This is a genomic window from Streptomyces sp. NPDC001920, assembly GCF_053594495.1.
In genome coordinates, this window is the sequence record NZ_JBSFEP010000010.1 from 276660 (window position 1) to 296448 (window position 19789).

Consider the following 19789-nt stretch of genomic DNA (forward strand, 5'->3'; position numbering starts at 1 on the left):
AAGGGATTCCGGTGATATCGTCAACGCTCGTCCAACCAGTCTGTCAATGTCTGTCAAGTAGCCTTGACAACACCGTCAGCAGGAACGCGAGAGGGATGAAAGATGGAGAACCTGTCTGGCTCGGCCGAGCAGACCCACACCCCGCTGCTTCCGGTGGAGGTCCACTGTCATGGCTTTGCCGGCGTGGACTTCTCCGAGTTCTCCCTGCTCGACCTCGAACTCCTCGAGCAGGTGTGCGCGCGGGAGGGGGTGCTCAGCATCCCGACCCTGTATCTGCACCACCACCGGCTGGGCGAGTTCGAGAAGTTCATGCGCCGCTACGACGCGATGCGCCGGGCCGGGCGCATCCCGCACGTCGTCGGCGTCGCCCTGGAGGGGCCGCTGCTCTCCAGCCACGGCGGCACGCCGGCCGACACCGTGTGGGCCCCGACCCGCGCCGAATGGGAACGGCTGGCCCGCCTCGGTGACTTCGGCCTGTGCTACATGGTTCTCTCCCCCGACGCCTTCTCGCCCGCCTCGGACTTCCACGGGCAGACCTTCGAGCGCCACCCCGGCTTCGAGTGGATCGTCCCGATGCTGCTCGGCCACGGGGTGCGGCCCGCGCTGGGGCACTTCACCCGCACCGACCCCGGCCTGAGCGCCCGCCTGGTCAAGGACATCGTCGACATCGCCTGGGACACGGAGTGGAACGGCAAGGGCGCCCGGGTGGTGACGGACCACCTGTTCAACGACATGCCGCTCAACATCCGGCACGCCTTCCGCACCACGCGGGCCCGCGCGAGCCGTGACGCGACGCTCGCCTCGTACGACCTGCCCGGCTGGACGCTGGACGCCATGGACGAGATCGCCGGCCCGGTGCCCGCGGCCATCATGCGCGAGGCCGCCGCCGGGCGGATCGCCGCCTGCATCAACTTCGACGGCGAGCACGTCGACCTGGCCATCGCCGGCCGCGCGGTCAGTCTCATGGGACTGGAGAACTCGATGATGATGACCGACCGCTGCGACTCCGCGCGGCTCGGCGGCCAGGACCTGACCCAGGGCGAGGAGAACGGCCTGTGGTACCAGGCGGGAGGCATCGTCGCCGCCGGCTCCCAGCCTCTGGCCCAGCAGATGCGCAACGCGATGGGGCGTGACATCAAGGGCCGGCAGCTGTGGGACCTGGCCGCCGGCACGGCCCACCGCGCCTTCGGGATCACCGCCCTGGAGGCCGGTCAGCTTCCCGACGGCATGCTCGCGGCGACCCACGAGCAGTGGGCGTCCCTCGACGTGGCGGACGCCGCGTGATGACGGGCATCGCCACCGCGGACGGCGCCCGGCTCACGGACGGCACCCGCCCCACCGGGGGAACCGGGCTCACCGGCGCCGCCAGGCCCACCAGCGCCGCCCGGACCACCGGCGCCACCCGCCTCACCGGCGCGACCGGGGCCACCGACGCGACCCGGCCCACCGACGCGACCGGGCCCGCCCACCTCGGCGCGCAGCCCGGCCCCGCTCCGCTTCCCCTGCGCCGCATCAGTTCCGACGGGCCGTTGCGGATCGGTGTCCTCGTCTCCGCCACCGGTGCGAACCTGCGCACCCTGATCGGCATGCAGCACGCGGAGCCGGACCGGTACGAGGTCGCCCTCGTCGCCTCGCACGGCACCCGGTCCAAGGCACTGGGCCTGGCCCGGGACCACGGGATCGAGGCGTGGCCGGGCGACTTCGACGCCCACTGCGGAACCGCCTCCCGGGCGACCGGCCCGGCCGAGCGTGCCGCGTACCGGCGGCGGGCCCGGCAGTGGCACGACCGGCTCGGTTCCAGGATCGCCGCCTGGGAGGAGGACAACGGTCCGCTGGACCTCGTCGTGCTGGCGTACCACCGCTGGATCGAGGGCGATCTGCTCACCCGCTACCACGGCCGGATGATCAACCAGCACCCCGGTGACCTCACCGTGCTCGACGCGGCACACAGCCGGGTCCTGATCGGCAACGACCCGGTCACCCTGGCCATGGACCTCGGCCACACCGCCACCCGGACGTCCTGCTTCCTCGTCGACCGGAGCCACGACGGCGGGGCACTGCTGTGCCAGGGCCCGCCCGTCCCGGTCCGGCGCGGGGTGGATCCCGGGGCGCAGGAGCTGGAGCAGAAGCGCCTCAGTGACCGCCCCTGCCTGCAGTGGACCGTGCGGGCCTTCGCCGACGGCTCGCTCGCCCTGGGCCCCGGCACGCATTCCGACGGAAGCCGGGTCGTCCTGGTCGACGGCGTCGCCACGCCGCTCGGCGGCAGACAGCTGACCGCCCACGAGACCCCCGAAGGGATGTGACGCCGTGCCGTACTCCGCGATCGGCGCCGGGGCCCTGGATCCGCTGACGCGCGACCCCCGGAAGGCCGAGGCCTACCGCCTGGACCCCTACATGCGCGAGGCGCTGGATTCACTGGCCCCGATGCGCGACCCCGGGGTGCTCGACCGCCACACGTTCGTCGTGCTCAAGCCCGACGCCGTTGCCGGACGCCGCTGCGAACTGATCCTCGGCATCCTGCGGGCGGAGGGCTGGCACCCGGTCGCGGCGACCACCGTGCGCTTCGACCCGCTGCTCGTGCGGGAGTTGTGGCGCTACCAGTTCAACGCCGCCTCCGCTCAGCGCATCGCCGTGGTGGACCCGCTGCTGTCCACGGGGCGCAGTCTGCTGGTGCTGCTGGAGGACCGCGACCGGCCCGCGTGGCTGCCCGCCAGCGCACGCCTCACGGCCGCCAAGGGTGCGGCGGAGCCCTCCGCCGCACGCAGCACCGATCTGCGGACCCGGATCGGGCGGGTCAACGGGCTGTACAACTTCATGCACACCGCCGACGAACCGGCCGACGTGGCCCGGGAGTTGCAGCTCTTCTCGTACCAGGCGGGCTGGGACTGGTGCGCGGGTCCCCTCTTCGGCACGACGGCACCGGGCGCCCCCGACCCCCGGGAGACGGTGACGAGGCTGCTCGCCGAGCTGGAGGCCGAGATCCCGGCGCACGACCTGGACGTCGACGCCAGCCTCGGCCGGCTCGCCGGGCAGCCGGGGCCGTGGGGGGCCTGCGCCCGGGACTGGCCGGAGCCGGGACGCGTCGAGGACTGGCTCGGCGTGCTGCGACGCGCGCCGCTTCCACCCGGCAGTGCCCGCTGGGACGTCCTGACCGTCCTCACCAGCTGGATCGACTGCAACGAAGAGGGCGTCCGCCCGATCATCGCCACCGGGACGGCTGACGCCTGGCGCACCTCGGCGGGCGAACCGACCCGAGAGGTGACGTACGCATGACCACCGCCGTCCCCCCGTTCGCCGGAGCGGGCAACCTCATCTACCGCGCCGAGGAGGTACCGCGCTTCGTCCGTGCCGAGGGCAGCTACCTCGAAGCCGCGGACGGGCGCCGCTACCTGGACGCCGAGGCCGCCAACGGCACGGTGGCCTGGGGCTACGACCGGGAGATCCTGCGGGAGGCCCTCGCCCACTGCGAGGACCTGCCCGCGCTGCCGTCCTTCTGCGAGTCCGAGCTGCGGCTGGACGTGCTCCAGCGGCTGGAGCGGCTCTTCGGCGAGGCCGTCGGTGCCCCGGGACGCGTCGAGCTGGATCTCGGGGGCGCGCAGGGCATGGAGACGGCCCTGCGCATCGCGTTCAGCGCGGTCGGACCGGGCACGGTCGTGGTGTTCGAGGGCGCGTTCCACGGCAGGTCCGGCGTGACCAGCATGCTCAGCTCCAGCCCCCGCTACCGCGAACTGCTCGCTGCCTGGGGCCTGGAGGTCGTACGGCTGCCCAGCCCCGACTGCGGTCGCTGCCCGCACGCGAGCCCCACCGCGACGGCGTGCGGGAAGGGCTGCGTCGCCGCGGCCACCCGATGGGGCTCGGAGCTCTCGGGTGTCGGCGGGGCCGGCTTCGGACGCAAGGTGAGCGCCTTCGTCTTCGAGTCCGTGCAGAACGTCGGCGGCATGGCCGAGCCGGATCACGCGCTGCTGCGAGCGGCGGTGGACCATGCCCGCGCGAACGGTGCCGTGGTCATCGCCGACGAGATCTTCACCGGCATGCACCGGACCGGTCCGCGCTGGGGTTTCCAGCGCTCGGGGGTCGCCCCCGACGTGGTCGTCGCCAGCAAGGCGCTGACGAACGGCGCCGCGGCCCTGAGCGCGGTGTGGGCGCGCGAACCGCTCGCGGCACCGGGGACCTACCGGCCGGGCAGCCACTCCTCGACCTACATCGGCATCCCGCACGCCCTCGGTGTCACGCGGGCGGTCCTGGACCGCTGGGACACCTGGGCCGACCCGGCCGCGGACATGGACGTGCTCGCCGGAAGACTGACGGACCGCCTGAAGCGTCTGCAGGCCGACCACCCCGCCCTGGTGCGCGACTGCCAGGCCTTCGGGGGCGCCGCCCGCCTCGTGCTGACCGGCGACCACGCCCCCGCTCTGCGGCGGCTGTGCCTGTCGGCGGACCCGCGCGTCGGGCTCATCGTCGCCTCGACGGGGATGGCCCCCGACGTGATCAACATCCATCCGCCGCTGGTCGTCGCGGAACGGGACCTGGATGTCATGACGGAGGTCCTCGACCGTGCCCTGAGCCTGCTCGGCGGGAGCGCGGAGGGCGGCTCATGACCCACTGCCCGACGGAGGACCCGCTGATCTGCCTGTGCGCACACGTCCCGGAGAGCGTGATCCTCGCGGCGAAGGCCTCGGGCGCCCGGGACGTCCCCGCCCTGCGCCGGACCACCGGCGCGAACACGGGCTGCGGGGACTGTCTGACCGATCTGGAAGAGCTCCTGGAGTGACATTGCCTGGCCGCTGCCGGTCATGGCCGCCAGCTGCCAACGGCAAGCGCTGACACGGGGCTTGCCGCCCTTCAGGATCAGAGGGACATGGGAGAGAGGACCCGGACCGTGCTTTCCATCACCAAGGAGTTCCACTTCTCCGCCAGCCACCGGCTGGCAGGGCTGCCACCGGACCATCCGTGCGGCAGGCTCCACGGCCACAACTACGTCGTCGTACTCGAACTCAGCGCCGCCGAGGACGACCTGACCGGGCCCGGCTTCGTCCGGGACTACGGCGAGCTCGGTGTCTTCAAGAAGTGGCTCGACGACACCGTCGACCACCGGCATCTCAACGACGTGCTGTCCGGCACCAACCCGTCGGCCGAGCACATCGCCATGTGGATCTACCGGACGTGGGCCGCGGACTTCCCCGAACTGACCGCCGTACGGGTCTCGGAGACACCGAAGACCTGGGCGACGTACCGGCCCGCCGCCTGACGGGCCGGCGAACACGCGTACCTACAAGCCCGGTCTCCGGGCTCAAGGAGGTGGTGAAAATGGCGGTTCCGAAACTCGTGGTCAACGAGATGTTCGGACCCACCTAGCGCCGTACAGGGCGAAGGACCTTCCACCGGAAGGTTGTGTGCGTTCCTCCGGCTCGGCGGTTGCAATCTCACCTGCCGCTGGTGCGACACACCGTACACATGGGACTGGAAGGGCGAGTCGGACTCCGGCGTCGCCTACCGTGCGGCGGACGAGCTGCACGCGCTGACCGTCACCGAGGTCACCGAGCGGCTGCTCGGTTTCGGTGTCGAGCTGATCGTGATCTCCGGCGGGGAACCGCTCAGCCAGCAGGACCGGGTGCTGCCCGTGGTCCAGGCCCTGGCGGAGCGCCGGGTCGTGGTGGAGTTCGAGACCAACGGCACCGTGGTGCCGCGCGACGCGCTCGTGGCGGCCGGAGCCCGGTTCAACGTGTCGCCGAAGCTCGCGCACTCGGGGGTCGCCGAGGAGCGGCGCATCGTCCCCGAGGCGCTGCGGCGCTTCGGTCAACTGCCGGGTGTGTCCTTCAAGTTCGTCTGCGGCGATCTGGACGACCTGGCCGAGGTCGAGGAACTGGTCGAGAGGTTCGGCCTGAGCAACGTCTGGATCATGCCGCGGGGGCAGTCCCCCGAGGAGATCGACCAGGGCATGCGCGCGCTGGCCGATGACGTGATCACGCGCAAATGGAATCTGTCCGGACGACTGCACGTCAACGTGTGGGGAAGCAAGCGGGGTGTCTGATGACCAGCAGCGTGGAAGTGTTGACCGAGGACCTGGACCTGCTGGAGGCGGGCGAGAAGACGGACCCGTTGGAGTCGATCGCCCGTCAGCTGCTCGTGGAGATCGGCGAGGACCCCGACCGTGAGGGCCTGAAGGAGACCCCGGCCCGCTACGCCCGCTGGTGGCGGGAGTTCACCCGGTACGAGCCGGGGTCCGTCGACACCCTGTTCGAGACGACGGCGAGCGGCAACCTGGTCGCCGTCTCCGGCATCAGCGTGTGGTCCCTGTGCGAGCACCATCTGCTGCCGTTCTCCTGCCGGGTCACCATCGGCTATCTGCCCAGCGAGAAGATGCTGGGCCTGAGCAAGTTCGCCCGCATCGCCCACCAGCACGCCCACAAGCTCCAGTCGCAGGAGCAGCTCTCGCAGCAGATCGCCGACGACGTGGAGCGGCTGACGGGCTCCTGTGACGTGGCGGTCATCGGCCGCGGCGAGCACCTGTGCATGGCGATGCGCGGCATCCGTACGCCGGCCACGATGACCACCGCCGTATGGCGGGGCGCGCTCAAGGACCCCGCCCTGCGCGGCGAGCTGATCGCGCTCACCAACGACACCCGTCACTGAAGAGGACACGTCCATGCGCATCTGTGAACCCGAACGGACCGGGCTGAGCTTCGACGACGTCCTGTTCGTGCCCCGGCGCACCTCGCTGACCAGCAGGCGCCAGGCCGACCCGCGCAGCGAGCTGCTGCCCGGTCTGACCCTGCGGGTGCCGGTCGTCTCGGCCAACACGCAGTGGTGCACCGGTGACCGGATGGCGGCGGCGATGGCGCTGGAGGGCGGCCTGGGCATCCTGCACCGGATGCAGACCGTCGAGCAGCAGGTCGCCCAGCTGGACGCGGTCAAGGCCGTGCGGCCCGACGCCGAGCAGGCCGGGCGGGCCTCGCTGGACGCCCGGGGCAGGCTGCTGGCCGGCGCGGCCGTCGGCGTCACCGGTGACTGGCGGGAGCGGGCGGCCCAGCTCGTCGCGCACGATGTGGACATCCTGCTGGTGGATGTCGCGCACGGGCACAGCGACCAGGTCATCGACGTCGTGAAGGAGCTGCGCTCCAGCTACCCCGGCACCCCGCTCATCGCGGGCAACGTGGCCACGGCGGACGGGGTGCGGGACCTGGCGGCGGCCGGTGCCCAGGCGGTGAAGGTCGGGATCGGGCCGGGCGGTGTGTGCACCACGCGGCTGGTGGCGGGCACCGGGGTGCCGCAGCTGACCGCCGTCATGGACTGTGCCGACGCGGCCGAGGAGGCCGGGGTGACGATCATCGCCGACGGCGGCATCCGGCAGGCCGGTGACATCGCCAAGGCTCTCGCGGCCGGGGCCCACGCGGTCATGCTGGGCTCGGCGCTCGCGGGCGCCGACGAGAGCGAGGCCACCCCGGTGGAACGGGACGGCCGCCGCTACCGGGTCAGCAACGGCTTCGTCTCGCTCGGCATGGAGCTCACGCTGCGCAAGGCGGCCGGTGGGACGGTCACCCAGGAGGAGGTCGACGACTACGTCCCGGAGGGCGTCGAGGCGACCTTCCCCGCATCCGGGTCGCTGGCGCGGACGCTGCGTCAGCTGGTCGGCGGTGTGCAGTCGGCGATGAGCTACTCGGGCGCCCCCGACCTGGGCGCCTTCCGCGCGCAGGCCGAGTTCATCCGGGTGACGGCCGCCGGCCGCGCGGAGAACGTGCCGCACGCCCGGGAGCGTTCGGTGCAGATCGACATCGACCACGTGGCGAAGGCGGTGGCGGGATGAGCGCGACGCCTGAGGCCGCCGTGGCGGGCGAGCAGCCCGGCATGTGGACACGGCAGGGGCCGTACCTCCTGGACATGGCGACCTTCGGGCGGCTGCTGGAGGACATCGCCGGCGAGGTGCGGGCGGCGGGTTTCGTTCCGGACGCCGTGCTCGCGGTGGCCCGGGGCGGGCTCGCCGCGGGCGGGTACCTGACCTGCGCGCTGGACGTGCCGGTGATGCACACGGTGCGGGTGCGCCGTACGGCCGACGACAGCAGGTACGCCGCCAAGCAGCGGCCGGTCGTCGACGCTTCGGGGTCCCTGGGGCTCGGGGCCGGCGACAAGGTGCTGGTCGTCGACGACATAGTGGGCACGGGGGCGACCGCCGACGCGGTGCTGGAGTTCCTGGCGGCCCGCGGGGTGGCGCGCGAGGACGTGCGGTTCGCGGCCGTCGTCCGCAATCACCGCAGCGGTTACGTCCCCGACCACTGCCCGGCCGTCGTCGACGACTGGATCGTGTTCCCCTGGGAAACGGCCCGGGAGTCGACCGAGGACTGCCGTCCGTTCCCGGCGGCGGCGCGGGTGGGCACGTGAGCCGCGGGTTCCCCGGCAGCGGGCTGACCCGGGCCACGGACGCCGCCGCGCTGCGGCTGCCCGGCTGCTACGACGCCGTCGACCTGTACACCTACGACCGCCGGGTCAGCAGCCGGGTCGAGGTCGCCCGCACCGTCGCGGAGATCGAGAAGGAGCACGGGGCCCGGCCGACGGTGGTGTTCACGGACATCGCCGAGCGGCCGGGTGCCCGGGTGCTGTGCCATCCGTATCCGCGCGAGGTGCTGCTGGCCGCGCTCGGTACGACGGAGGAGAAGCACCTTCCGGAGATGTCCCGGCGGCTCGCGGGTCCCGTCCCGCCGCCGGGCACCTCCGCCGGACTCCCGCCGGTCCGCCGGGAGTTGCCCGGTCTGATGGACGACCTGCCGATCCTCCAGCACCGTCCCGCCGACGCCGGGCCGTACATCACGGCCGGTGTCGGGGTGACCACCCGGCCCGACGGCAGCGGCGTCAACATGGGCTTCTACCGCACCCAGGTGGTCGGCCCCGACGAAGCCCGGATCTTCCTGGACCCGCGCACCGACGGCCACCGCAACCTGCTGGCCTGGCTGGAGACCGGCCGCCCCATGCCGATCTCGCTGTTCCTCGGTGCCGACCCGGCGCTGACCGTGGTGGCCGCCTCCCGGCTGCCGGCCGAGGGCGACGACTACGAGATCGCCGGGCGGCTGCTGGGCCGCCGGGTGGACGTCGGGGGCTTCCCACCGGTGCCGGACGACGCCACCCATGTCATCACCGGGTTCGTCGAGGAACGGGACGCGGTGGAGGGGCCGTTCGGTGAGTTCAAGGGCTACTACGCCGAGGCCCGGCGCAGCAACGTGCTCACCGTGACCGGGGTGTCCGCCGTACCGGGCGCGCCCTGGCCGACGATCGTGGCCGGCGCCCGCTCCGGTCTGACCCTGATGAGCTTCCAGAACGAATACCTGATGTACGCCCATCTGAGCGGCCTCGGCTATCCGGTCAGGTCGGTGCACTACTCGATCAGGGCGCGGGGCGAGTTCGTGGCGTACATCGAGTCGGACGAGCCCAGTCAGGAACTGGTGCGCGAGGCGATGGCCTTCGACGTACGCTCCAAGGTGGTCGTCTGTGGTCCCGACCTCGCCAACCCCGGCCAGGCGCTGGCCACTTACGGCTTCACCACCCGGACCGAGCCCTACTACCGCAAGGGCCGGGTGGAGGGGGAACGGATCGGACTGGCACTGGTGATCCCACCGGACGGCTGGCCGACCGAGTACTGACAGCGCGTCACCGAACCGCGCACCGACACCGCACCGAGCGAGGACTGCACGACGATGGACCGATTCGCACGGGCGCTGCCCGCCGCCCTCATGGTGATCCCGGGTCCGGGAGGCACCGTCACCTTCATCCGCCAGCTGAAGGGGCCGTACGCGAACAACTGGCTGCTGCCCGGCGGCGGGATCGAGCCGGGTGAGCCGGCCGAGGCGGCGGCGCTGCGGGAGGCACGCGAGGAGACCGGCATCGCCGTGCGCTCCTGTTCGCTGTTCGCCGTCTACGAGTTCACCGGGACCTGGGAGCAGGGCGGCTACCACCTGCTGATGTTCGCCTTCCTGGCCGACGGGGAGTACCCGCTGCGGCCCGGGTTCGCCGGGGACAACGTGGGGGCGATCCGGCAGGCCCGGATCGGCGAGATCGACATGCACTCCACGGACCTGCAGATCCTCACCGACGCCGGGCTGGCCTCCTACGACGAGGAGACCATCGCCCGTGCGCTGGCGGCGGACGGCATCACGATGCACGCGCACCGGGTGGCGTCCACCGCCCGGTGCGCCGCGCCGTGAGCACCGGATCCGTCGCCAGGCTGCGGCAGGTGCTCTGCCGGCAGCCGATCGTCAGCCGCGCCGCGCGCAGCCCCAGGGCCAGGGCCGCCCCGGGGCTCGCGCCGCGTACCAGGCCGACGACGAACGCGGACGCCAGCGCGTCCCCGGCGCCGGTGTCGTCGGTGCAGGGTCCTGCCTCTGCGGGCAGGGTGAGCGGTTCGGGCTGCTGCGCGCAGGCGACGGCGGCGCCGGCCGCGCCCGCGGTCACCACGACCACGCGGGGTCCTTGTCCGAGCAGCCGCCGCGCCTGCTCGCCGGGCGTGCCCGGCGCTCCGGTGAGGGTCTGCGCCTCACGGGCGTTGAGCAGCAGCACGTCGTACAGCGGCAGCAACCGGGTGCGGGGGCCGAAGTCCCGCTGCCGGGTGGGCAGACCGCACATCGGTGTCCCGTTCGCCCTGGCCTGCCGTGACAGCCAGGTGAGCAGGTCCTCGTCGAGTCCGCCCTCGGCCACCACGGTCTTCGCCGCGGCCACGGTGCCGGCGAGGCCGGGTCCGGCGAGGGGCCGGGCGGCGGCGGGGTCGGGCAGCGCGACGCGGGAGGTGATCTGCCGTCCCCGCTCGTCGAGGAGGACGTCCCAGCGGCCTATCCCGTCGTCGGTGCGCAGCACGTGGAGCGGCCGTATGCCCAGCCCGGTCAGCTCCCCCTCCAGATCGGCGGCGTCCCGCCCGGACCCGGACAGGCCCGCGAAGGCCGTGCGGGCGCCGAGCCGGGCCGTGTTGACGGCGATGTTGCGGCCGACGCCGCCGTGGTGGCGCTGCACGCCCCAGACCGGCTCGGCCCCGCCCAGCATGCCGGTGGCGAAGAACTTGCGGTCCATCACGAGCGAGCCCAGCACGAGCACGTCGTATCCCACGGCATGACCCCCGAAAATCGAAGAGCGAGGAAAGGCTTGATGACAGACGAGACCGAAGTGGTCAGGGCTGGCAAGGGAATTGAATCGACATCGGAAGAACTCGCAGAAAGGCGAGAGGCCCGCGCATTCCGATGGAAGTTCTGCCTAATTTATCTGGCCGGGCTCTTCGCCGCCACAAGTATGGGAAAAATGACGCCGATATCGGTGGCGTTACGCGAGGACCTTTCCCTTTCCCTGGCCCAGGTCGCCCTGCTCACCTCACTGGTGACCGCGGTCGCCGCCGTGCTCGGTCTGTTCGTCAGCTATCTGATCCGTCCCCTGCCGCCGCACCGCATGCTGGTCGCCGGGCTCGTCGTCATGGGCCTGGCCGGGCTGTTCTGCGCCCGGACCGACAGCTTCGCCGCGATGCTGGGCGGCCGGCTGGTGGAGAGCGTCGGATACGTCGTCGTGGTGATCGTCGCCCCCGTGCTGCTCTTCGCGCTGGGCGACGGCAAGCGGCTCACCGGGGCGCTCGCGATCTGGGGCACGTTCATGCCGGTGGGTCTGGCGCTCGGTTCCTTCGCGGGCGGGGTGCTCTCGTCGTGGCTCGACTGGCGGGAATGGCTGGCGGTGGCCGCGGCGGCGACGCTGGTCGTCGCCGTGCTGACCACACGGCTGCCCGCGGTGGCCGGGCACAGCAAGCGGCGCGAGTCCACGCGCCCGGATCGGGCGGCCGCGGTACGACGGCTCGCGCGGCCCGCCTCACTGGGCGCCGGGTTCGCCGCGGTCAGCGGCTCGATCGTGGCCTGCGTCACGCTCTACCCGCCTTACCTGCACGAGGAGTTCGGCCTGTCCACCGAGTCGGCCGGCACCCTCACCGGTGTGGTGTCGCTGATCGGGGTGGCCGGCGGGTTCCTGGCGAGCTGGCTGCTGGTGCGCGGCGTCGGCGTGCGGCTGCTGTTCGTCGCCGTGCTGCTGATGCCGGCGGGGGCGCTCGCCGCCTTCGCCGGGGCGGGCGGGCTCGGGGTGTCGGTCGGCAGCGCGCTGGTGATCGCCCTCGCCAACGAGCTGGTCGTGGCCACCGTGTTCGCGGCCGTGCCGCTGGCGGTGCGCGCGACCGCCGACCTGGGCGCCGCCAACGGCCTGGTCGCGCAGTTCGGCAGCATCGGAGCGCTGGCCACGCCGCCCCTGGTGGGGCTCGCGGTCACCGCGGCGGACGGGTGGTGGGCGGTGGGGCCGTGCCTGCTGGCCGTGTGCGTGGCGGGCCTGGCGCTGTTGCAGATCGCCGTACGGCAGCCGTCGTACGGGAGGACGAGTGTGAAGGAGGCGGCATGACCGTCGAGTACGTGATCTTCGACTGGGCGGGCACCCTCACCCCCTGGCACACGGTGGACCTGCCGGGTATCTGGGAGGAGACGGCCGCCGCCCTGGACGGGGTCGGCGCGCACGAGGCGGCCGAGGTCGGCGGGCGGCTGCTGCGGGCCGAACGGGAGCTGATGACACGCTGCCGCGAGACCCAGTGCTCGGCCCGGCTCGACGAGGTCTTCGAGCTCGCCGGGGTGACGCCCGGGGCGCGGGCGCTCGCGACGTACCGGCGGGCCTGGGAGGCGCACACCCTCATCGACCCGCACGCCCTGGAGATGCTGGACGGGCTGCGCGAACGCGGCCTGGGCGTCGGCGTGCTCTCCAACACGCTGTGGCCGGCCGGGTGGCACGAGGAGATCTTCGAGCGGGACGAGGTGCTCGGCTACGTCGACGCCGCCGTGTACTCCAGCGAGGTGCCGTGGACCAAACCGCACCCCGACATCTTCGCGGCGGCGCTGGCCGGGCTGGGCGCGGCTTCGGCGGACGGCTGCGTGTTCGTCGGGGACCGGGCCTTCGAGGACGTGTACGGGGCTCAGCGGGCCGGGATGCGGACGATCCTGGTGCCGCACAGCAGCATTCCTGAGGAGGAGCTGGGTGCGTACGGCGCGGTGCCGGACGCGGTGGTCGGGACGCTGAAGGACGTGCTGAGCGTGGTGGACGAGTGGAATCGGGCGACGCCGTCGCTCCGTGAAACCGCCTGAGTTCCGGGCTTTTTCGTTCCGCGGCACGGCGGCGTGATTCGCCGAAGTGTTCCGTCGCGATCCGGGCCGGACCGCGACGGAACACCCGTGGTGCCGTCACCGTCGTGCCGACGCACGACGGTCTCGTCATACGGCGGCGACTACTTCGGTCGGGCTCGGTACCCCGATCGCGTCGAGGGCCGCACCCGCGTCCGGGACGACATGGATGAGGGCACGGTCGCGGGCGGAGAAGAAACGCTCGTCGAGCATCCGGTCGAGCATGGCGACCAGCGGGTCGAAGAAGCCGCGTACGTTGACCAGGGCGATCGGCTTGTCGTGGTGGCCCAGCTGGTTCCAGGTGGCCACCTCCATCAGCTCGTCGAGCGTGCCGTACCCGCCGGGCAGCACCACGAAGGCGTCCGACAGCCGGTACATCAGGGCCTTGCGCTCGTGCATGCCGCCCACCAGGAAGATCTCCCCGCAGGCGTTGTCGAGCCGCTCCCGCTCGTGCAGCGCGTGCGGGATGACACCGGTGACCGCCGCGCCGCCCGCCATCGCCGCGGTCGACACGGCGCCCATGATGCCGACCCCGCCGGCTCCGTAGACCAACTCGGCCCCGCGTGCGGCCAGTTCATCGCCGAGTGCCAGGGCGGCCTCGGTGTACTCCTCGTGGCGGCCGGGGCGCGAGCCGCAGAACACGCCGATGCTCTTACGTGCAGAACGTACAGGGATCACTGGTCTTCTCCTGGTGGGTGACGAATCCGCCCTCGCGAACAGGCCGAGCTCCTCGGCCGCGGTACGGGCGCCGTGCCGAGCGGCGCCTTCGCCGGTCACAGGCGCAGGGCGGTACGCAGCAGCACGTCCGCGCCGGCGATCAGGTCGCTGTCCGCCGTGTCCTCCTCCGGCACATGGCTCACTCCGCCCAGGCTGGGCACGAAGATCATGCCGATCGGGGCGATCCCCGCCACGACCTGCGCGTCATGCCCGGCGCCGCTGGGCAGCAGCTGGTAGGGGTGGCCGAGTTCGGCGGCGCTGTCGGCGATCGCGTCCCGCAGGACGCGGTCCGCCTGCGCCGGTTCGGTCCTGGTGCTGACCGCCACCTCGACCCCGAGGCCGCGCTCCTGCGCGACCGTGTCCACCAGGTTGCGTACGGCCTGTTCGGCGAGCCCGAGCCGGACCGGGTTGCCGTCCCGCAGATCGACCGTCAGCTGCACCTCCTGGGCGATGGTGTTGGGCGAGTTGGGGCGGATGTCGAGCCGCCCGACCGTCGCCACCCGGCACAGCTGCTGCTCCTTGGCCAGGCCCTCCACCGCGAGCAGGATGCGGGCGGCGCCGGTCAGCGGGTCGCGCCGCATCTCCATGGGCGTGGTGCCCGCGTGTCCCGCCTCGCCCCGTACCGTGACGGTCAGCACGGTGCGCCCGGTGATGCCGGTGACCACGCCGATGCGGTCACCTCCGCGCTCCAGCACCGGCCCCTGCTCCACATGGAGTTCGAGGTACGCGGCGATCGAACCCTTCGGCCAGACGGCGCTGTCCAGCGCGTCGAGGTCGCCGCCGAGCCGGGCGAGCGGCTCCCGAAGCGGCGAACCGTCATGGGCCAGTGGCTCCAGGGGCAGCTCGGCCAGTCGGCCGACCAGCGCCTTCGAACCCCAGAAGGGCTGCGCGAAGCGGGCGCCCTCCTCGTTGGCGAAGGCGACGGCGACCGGCTCGTGGGCCGGTTCGACGCCCGCCTCGACCACGGTCTGGAGCACCTCCAGCGCCGCCAGCACTCCATAAGTCCCGTCCAGGCGGCCGCCGTTGACCACGGTGTCAAGGTGCGAACCGATGAGCAGCGTCGGCCGCTCGGTACACCTGCCTTCCGTCCGCCGGACGATCACGTTCCCCGCGGCGTCCACCCGGGCGGCGAGGCCGGCGGCCTCGGCCTCGTGGACGAGTTCGAGCCGTGCCTCGATGTCCGCGTCGCTGAATCCCTCGCGGTCGATGCCTCCGGCGGCGTTGCGGCCGATGGCCGCGAACTTCTCGATCCGGCCCAGCAGCCGGGCCGCGTCGACCGAGAGGGCCGGCACGTCGGGGGCAGCCGTGGGGGCAACCAGGTTCGTGGTCATCGCGTTCCGTCTCTCTCGAAGCTGTCGGAGTCGTCAGGGCCGCTGCCGCCGGCGGCACTGTGGGAGCGGGCGGAGTCGCCGGGCGGCGTCAGGACCGCGCCGGCCGCCAGATCGGCGAGTGTCACCGGGCGCATCACCTCGGCGAGGCTCACCTCGATGCCCTGCCGCCGGAGCCGGAAGACCAGTTGCACGGCCAGCAGCGAGTTGCCGCCCAGGGTCACGAAGTCGTCGGTACGCCACACCTGGTCGAGGTAGAGCAGGTCCTGCCATACGGCGGCGACGGCCCGCTCCGCTTCGCCGCTCGGCACCGCACGGCCGTCGTACCCGGCCTCGGCCAGGGCGCGCGGCGTGGGCAGGGCCCTGCGGTCGACCTTGCCGTTGGCGTTGAGGGGCAGCGTGGTGATCCGGGTCATGATGCCCGGCACCATGTACGCCGGCAGCCGCTCCGCGAGGTGGGCGAGCAGGTCCTGCTCGTCGATCTCCTCGTCGGACATGTAGTAGCCGACCAGGCGCGGCGTCTTCTGGTCGGTGCCGATCACCGCGGCGACGGACTGCTTCACCGCCGGGTGGGCGACCAGGGCGGCCTCGATCTCGCCGAGTTCGACGCGGTAGCCGTTCACCTTCAGCTGGCCGTCGTCGCGCCCGAGGAACTCCAGGGCGCCGCCGGGCATCCAGCGGCCGAGGTCACCGGTGCGGTACATACGAGCGCCGGGGGCCTCGCTGAACGGGTCCGGTACGAACTTCTCGGCGGTCAGCCGGGGCCGGCCCGCATAGCCGCGCACCACGCAGTCGCCGCCGATGTAGAGCTCTCCGGTCACGCCCAGCGGAACCGGGTTCAGGGCCGGGTCCAGCACGTACATGGTGGTGTTGGGGATGGCCCGGCCGATCGGCACCTGCTCGGTGGTGACGGGTTTGTCGACGAAGTGGACGGTGTTGCCGACCGAGGCCTCGGTCGGCCCGTACTCGTTGAGGATCACGCTGTCGGGGTCCTTGCGCCGCCAGGAGTCCAGGATCCTGGTCGGGAAGGTGTCGGCGCCGACCGCGAGGGTGGTGGCCAGGCTCCGGGCCCGCTCGGGCGGCAGCAGCTGGTCCAGCAGGTCGAGGTGGCCCGGCGTCATCTTGACGAAGGTGAACGGGGCCAGCTCGTCGAGCCGGTCCGCCAGCGCCACCGAGTCCAGCGAGTCGTCCAGCATGCACAGCCGCTCACCGGTGACCAGGGGCGTGTAGAGGTTGGGGACGATCATGTCGAAGGCGATGGAGGAGAACACCGGCGCTCCGCCGGAGCCACGTGCGGCGTAGCCCTCCTTGCACCAGCCCAGGTAGTTGACGACCCCGAAGTGCGGCACCAGCACGCCCTTGGGCAGGCCGGTGGAGCCCGAGGTGTAGATGACGTACATCAGGTTGTCCGGGGAGCTGGTGCGGCCGAGGTCGCCGTCGGCCAGACCGGCCGCCTCCTCGGCCGCCCGCGCGGTGTGCCAGACCGTCCACGGGCCCTCGGGGACGCGCTCGGCGAACCGCTCCTCGGCGAGCACCAGGCGGGCGCCTGAGTCCTCCAGCAGGTAGCGCAGCCGCTCGGCCGGGTACTGCGGCTCCAGCGGCAGATAGGCGGCGCCCGACTTGAGCACGGCCAGCAGGAGGACGACGAGTTCCGTGGTGCGTCCGCACAGCACGGCGACCACGCTCTCCGGGCCGGCGCCCCGCTGCCGCAGCCGTCGGGCGAGGCGGTTGGCGCGGCGGTTGAGCTCGGCGTAACTGAGCTCAAGGGTGCCGTCGGTGACCGCGAGGGCGTCCGGGACCCGGCGTACCTGCTCCTCGAACAGCTCGTGCACGCACCGGTCCACCGGGTAGGCGCGGGCCGGCCCGTTCCACTCCTTCAGCATCAGCCGGTAGGCGGACTCGGTGAGCGGGCAGAGGTGCTCGTGCCGGGCCTCGGTGTCGGGCAGCGCGGCGAGAACCGTGAGGTAGGCGTCGCGGACGTCCTCGGCCTGCTCCCGGCAGACCCGGTCGGTGGCGTGGTCGAGGCGCAGCCGCAGACCTCCGCCCGGGGTGTCCAGGAACGTGGTCGACAGGGTGTGGCCGGTCGGCTCGGCGCGCAGTTCGACGTCCGGCTCGTCGACGGCGAAGTCGACGACGTGGTCGAAGAGTTCACCGCCGTCCCGGTCCCAGGTGACGGCGGCCAGCGGGTAGCGCCTGAACGGCCGGGCGGCCGCGTCGGCGTCGTGCACCTGGCGGACGAGTCCGCCCCAGGTGGACCCCGTCAGGTCCACCCGTACCGGGGAGACGTTGAGGTACATGCCGAGCGCGCCGGCTCCGGCCGCTCCCTCGGGACGCCCGTCGGTCACGACACCGGTGACGATGTCGTGCCGGCCGGTGGCGATACCGACGGTCTTGGCGTGGGCCGTCAGCAGGACGCTGCGCAGCGGGACGCCGAGTCGCTCGGCCAGGTCGCGCAGGCTCTCGACGGTCCGGCCGGGGATCTCGCACTCGACCGTGCCGTGCGGGGCGGCGGGGTGCTCCTCGGGGCGGTGCGGCAGCGTGCAGGGCTCGCAGCCGGCGAGGGCGTCGGCCCAGAAGCGCTGGACCTCCTCGGAGGCGGCGGTGCGACGTTCGAGGGAGACGAACTCGCGGAAGGTGGCGGCGGGCTCGGGCTCCGCGGGCGCCGCCGGGTCGTCGAGCAGACGGCGGTAGCGGTCCAGGACCTCGGCGCGGAAGGCGGTCCTGCTCGGGCCGTCGAGGAGCGCGTGGTGCTCGGTCTGCGTCCAGCGGAAGGTGTCGTCGGTGAGCCGGTGGGCGAACAGGCGCACCAGCGGCGGGCGGGTGACGTCGAACGGCCGGGTGCGCTCCGCCTCGGCCAGCTCGCCGAGCACGCGCACCTGCTTCTCGGCGGACAGACCCCGCAGGTCCTCGCATTCCAGGGGCAGTTCGACGCTGCGGTGGACCAGTTGCAGGGGCTCCTCGTGGTCGCTGAGGTCGAAGGCCGTACGCAGGACCGGGTGCCGTTCCACCACGTCCTGGACGGCGCGGCGCAGCACGGCCGGGTCGAGGGGCGCCCGGACGAGGAGGCTGCGGACGTTGTGGTACGGCAGGCCGTGCGGGTCGAGTTCCTGGTGGAAGACCATGCCGGTCTGCAGAACGGTCAGGGGGTAGGTGCCGACGACGGCGGCCCGGACCGGGTCGGAGCCGGGGAGGCCACCGGGCGGGGGGCCGGTGCATGGGGCCGGGTGCCCGACGCGTTCCTGGGCGCCGTCCGGCGTGAAGGTCCCGTGGTTCATGTCAGAAGTCGCTGACCTTTCGTGATCGCTTCAGCTGCTGCGCGGGGTGGCCGGCGCTCTCACGCCACGAGGGCGGACGCGCGCCGGCGGACGCCGCGCGGCCGCATGTCCGTCCACACGGCCTCGATGCGGTCGAGGCACTCCTCGCGCGTGCCGCGGGTGCCCTCGTCCCGCCAGCCGGGCGGGTTGGTGCGCAGCAGGGGCCAGATCGAGTACTGGTCCTCTTCGTTGAGCACGACCTTGTAGGAGGCCGCGGGGTCGGTGTGGGCGCTCATCGGTGCTCCTGTGGGGTGTGCGGGGTCGGGCAGGGGGTCAGGGCGGCGCGGACGGTGTCCAGCAACGCGGCCTGCGAGGGCCGCAGGAAGAAGTGGTCGCCGGGCAGCACGTACCGGACGAAGGGGCCGGAGGTCTCCTCGGCCCACGCGCTCATGCGCTCGGCCGGCACCTCGCGGTCCTCGGTGCCGGCGAAGGCCACGACCGGGCAGCTCAGCCGGGATTCGGGGCGGTACCGGTAGGTCTCGCACACCGCGAAGTCCGCGCGGACGGCCGGCATGAGCAGTTCGAGGAGCTCGGGCTCGTCGCAGACCTCGGTGGGCAGGCCGCCCAGCCTGCGCAGCCGTTCGACGACGAACGCGTCCGGCTGGTCGTGGATGCGGGGCTGCTCGTGACGCAGCCGGGGGGCCCGGCCGCCGGAGACGAACAGCGCGTGCGGTTCGCCCACCCCGCGCCTGCGCAGCTCACGGGCCAGCTCGAAGGCGACGAGCGAGCCCATGCTGTGGCCGAACAGCGCGTAGGGGACGTCGAGTTCGCCCTTGAGCGCGGACGCCAGCGCGTCGACGAGCGGCTCCAGCCGTACGTGGGGGCTCTCCCGCCAGCGGGTCTGCCGGCCGGGGTACTCGATCGGGCAGATCTCGATCCGCTCGCCGAGTGCACCGGACCAGCCGGCGTAGACGGACGCGGCTCCGGCCGCGTACGGCAGACAGAACAGCCTGAGGGCGGGCACGGCCCGCCGCGCCGGCGCGACGATCCATCCACCGGCGCGGGCGACGGGCTGTGCCGCTCTGGGTACTGCGGTTGTCTTCACGTGTGGGGCTCCGTGGTCCTTGGCTCGGTGGACGGGAAGGGGCGGGAGGGGAGGGAGGGGAGGGTCGGGGGCCGGAGACGGCCGGGCGGGCGGCGGGCGGCGGGCGGCCGGCTGAAGCGCTCGGCCGTCGGAAGGGGCCGTGCGCCGAAGGTGGCCGCGCCGGCGGGGTGCCGCCCGGCCGCGGGGGCCGGAAGCCGCCTCGGCGGCACGACGGGCCACGGC

General features: G+C 72.7%; 20 protein-coding genes. 14 read left to right on the top strand and 6 right to left on the bottom strand.

Annotated features, from left to right (window positions below):
* Nucleotides 1-102 precede the first annotated feature (102 nt).
* The 12 genes from ACWCPI_RS19335 to ACWCPI_RS19390 all read left to right on the top strand — a co-directional run bounded on the left by ACWCPI_RS19335 (nucleotide 103) and on the right by ACWCPI_RS19390 (nucleotide 10190).
* Nucleotides 103-1284, top strand: coding sequence for a hypothetical protein (locus ACWCPI_RS19335; protein WP_451039249.1), 1182 nt, complete (start codon nucleotides 103-105; stop codon nucleotides 1282-1284).
* The gene (locus ACWCPI_RS19340; RefSeq protein WP_451039250.1) at nucleotides 1284-2303 is read left to right on the top strand and encodes a hypothetical protein; all 1020 of its coding nucleotides are present in this window, start codon (nucleotides 1284-1286) and stop codon (nucleotides 2301-2303) included. Before ACWCPI_RS19335 ends, ACWCPI_RS19340 begins: the two co-directional genes overlap by 1 nt.
* Before the next feature lie 4 nt (nucleotides 2304-2307).
* Entirely contained in the window at nucleotides 2308-3273 is a 966-nt protein-coding gene (locus tag ACWCPI_RS19345) for a nucleoside-diphosphate kinase (RefSeq protein WP_451039251.1), read from the top strand.
* Nucleotides 3270-4598 carry an aminotransferase class III-fold pyridoxal phosphate-dependent enzyme gene (locus tag ACWCPI_RS19350; protein ID WP_451039252.1) on the top strand — a complete coding sequence of 443 codons (1329 nt, stop codon included), beginning with the start codon at nucleotides 3270-3272 and terminating at the stop codon, nucleotides 4596-4598. The genes ACWCPI_RS19345 and ACWCPI_RS19350 overlap by 4 nt, the downstream gene beginning before the upstream one ends.
* Complete coding sequence (locus ACWCPI_RS19355) at nucleotides 4595-4771, top strand: (2Fe-2S)-binding protein (RefSeq protein WP_388799573.1); 177 nt, start codon at nucleotides 4595-4597, stop codon at nucleotides 4769-4771. Before ACWCPI_RS19350 ends, ACWCPI_RS19355 begins: the two co-directional genes overlap by 4 nt.
* An 87-nt stretch (nucleotides 4772-4858) precedes the next feature.
* Nucleotides 4859-5248, top strand: a complete 390-nt coding sequence (locus tag ACWCPI_RS19360) for a 6-pyruvoyl trahydropterin synthase family protein (protein ID WP_451039253.1) — start codon at nucleotides 4859-4861, stop codon at nucleotides 5246-5248.
* A gap of 141 nt (nucleotides 5249-5389) precedes the next feature.
* The gene (locus tag ACWCPI_RS19365) at nucleotides 5390-6031 is read left to right on the top strand and encodes a 7-carboxy-7-deazaguanine synthase QueE (RefSeq protein WP_451039254.1); all 642 of its coding nucleotides are present in this window, start codon (nucleotides 5390-5392) and stop codon (nucleotides 6029-6031) included.
* The gene (folE, locus tag ACWCPI_RS19370) at nucleotides 6031-6633 is read left to right on the top strand and encodes a GTP cyclohydrolase I (protein WP_451039255.1); all 603 of its coding nucleotides are present in this window, start codon (nucleotides 6031-6033) and stop codon (nucleotides 6631-6633) included. The genes ACWCPI_RS19365 and folE overlap by 1 nt, the downstream gene beginning before the upstream one ends.
* 13 nt (nucleotides 6634-6646) lie before the next feature.
* Nucleotides 6647-7804: an IMP dehydrogenase gene (guaB, locus tag ACWCPI_RS19375; protein WP_451039256.1), complete on the top strand. Its 1158-nt coding sequence runs from the start codon at nucleotides 6647-6649 to the stop codon at nucleotides 7802-7804.
* Nucleotides 7801-8376 (top strand): phosphoribosyltransferase, encoded by a 576-nt coding sequence (locus ACWCPI_RS19380; protein WP_451039257.1) that lies wholly within the window; start codon nucleotides 7801-7803, stop codon nucleotides 8374-8376. The genes guaB and ACWCPI_RS19380 overlap by 4 nt, the downstream gene beginning before the upstream one ends.
* A complete protein-coding gene (locus tag ACWCPI_RS19385; protein ID WP_451039258.1) occupies nucleotides 8373-9629 on the top strand; it encodes a UbiD family decarboxylase in 1257 nt (418 codons plus the stop codon). Before ACWCPI_RS19380 ends, ACWCPI_RS19385 begins: the two co-directional genes overlap by 4 nt.
* Before the next feature lie 54 nt (nucleotides 9630-9683).
* Entirely contained in the window at nucleotides 9684-10190 is a 507-nt protein-coding gene (locus tag ACWCPI_RS19390) for an NUDIX domain-containing protein (RefSeq protein WP_451039259.1), read from the top strand.
* Here the strand turns inward: ACWCPI_RS19390 and ACWCPI_RS19395 are convergent.
* Nucleotides 10138-11082 carry a PfkB family carbohydrate kinase gene (locus ACWCPI_RS19395; protein ID WP_451039260.1) on the bottom strand — a complete coding sequence of 315 codons (945 nt, stop codon included), beginning with the start codon at nucleotides 11080-11082 and terminating at the stop codon, nucleotides 10138-10140. The genes ACWCPI_RS19390 and ACWCPI_RS19395 overlap by 53 nt on opposite strands.
* Before the next feature lie 39 nt (nucleotides 11083-11121).
* Between ACWCPI_RS19395 and ACWCPI_RS19400 the strand changes: the two genes are divergently transcribed.
* Together ACWCPI_RS19400 and ACWCPI_RS19405 are read left to right on the top strand one after the other, a co-directional pair.
* Nucleotides 11122-12396, top strand: coding sequence for an MFS transporter (locus ACWCPI_RS19400; protein ID WP_451039261.1), 1275 nt, complete (start codon nucleotides 11122-11124; stop codon nucleotides 12394-12396).
* A complete protein-coding gene (locus ACWCPI_RS19405; protein WP_451039262.1) occupies nucleotides 12393-13127 on the top strand; it encodes an HAD family hydrolase in 735 nt (244 codons plus the stop codon). The genes ACWCPI_RS19400 and ACWCPI_RS19405 overlap by 4 nt, the downstream gene beginning before the upstream one ends.
* A gap of 126 nt (nucleotides 13128-13253) precedes the next feature.
* Here ACWCPI_RS19405 and ACWCPI_RS19410 read toward each other — a convergent pair whose 3' ends face one another.
* The 5 genes from ACWCPI_RS19410 to ACWCPI_RS19430 form a co-directional block, all read right to left on the bottom strand.
* On the bottom strand, nucleotides 13254-13841 hold the full coding sequence (locus ACWCPI_RS19410) for an LOG family protein (RefSeq protein ID WP_451039263.1): 588 nt from the start codon (nucleotides 13839-13841) through the stop codon (nucleotides 13254-13256).
* Between the two features lie 95 nt (nucleotides 13842-13936).
* Nucleotides 13937-15211, bottom strand: coding sequence for an allantoate amidohydrolase (locus ACWCPI_RS19415; RefSeq protein ID WP_451039264.1), 1275 nt, complete (start codon nucleotides 15209-15211; stop codon nucleotides 13937-13939).
* On the bottom strand, nucleotides 15208-18483 hold the full coding sequence (locus ACWCPI_RS19420) for a non-ribosomal peptide synthetase (protein ID WP_451039265.1): 3276 nt from the start codon (nucleotides 18481-18483) through the stop codon (nucleotides 15208-15210). The genes ACWCPI_RS19415 and ACWCPI_RS19420 overlap by 4 nt, the downstream gene beginning before the upstream one ends.
* Before the next feature lie 59 nt (nucleotides 18484-18542).
* Nucleotides 18543-18758 carry an MbtH family protein gene (locus tag ACWCPI_RS19425; RefSeq protein WP_451039266.1) on the bottom strand — a complete coding sequence of 72 codons (216 nt, stop codon included), beginning with the start codon at nucleotides 18756-18758 and terminating at the stop codon, nucleotides 18543-18545.
* Entirely contained in the window at nucleotides 18755-19567 is an 813-nt protein-coding gene (locus ACWCPI_RS19430) for a thioesterase II family protein (protein WP_451039267.1), read from the bottom strand. Before ACWCPI_RS19430 ends, ACWCPI_RS19425 begins: the two co-directional genes overlap by 4 nt.
* Nucleotides 19568-19789: the final 222 nt, after the last annotated feature.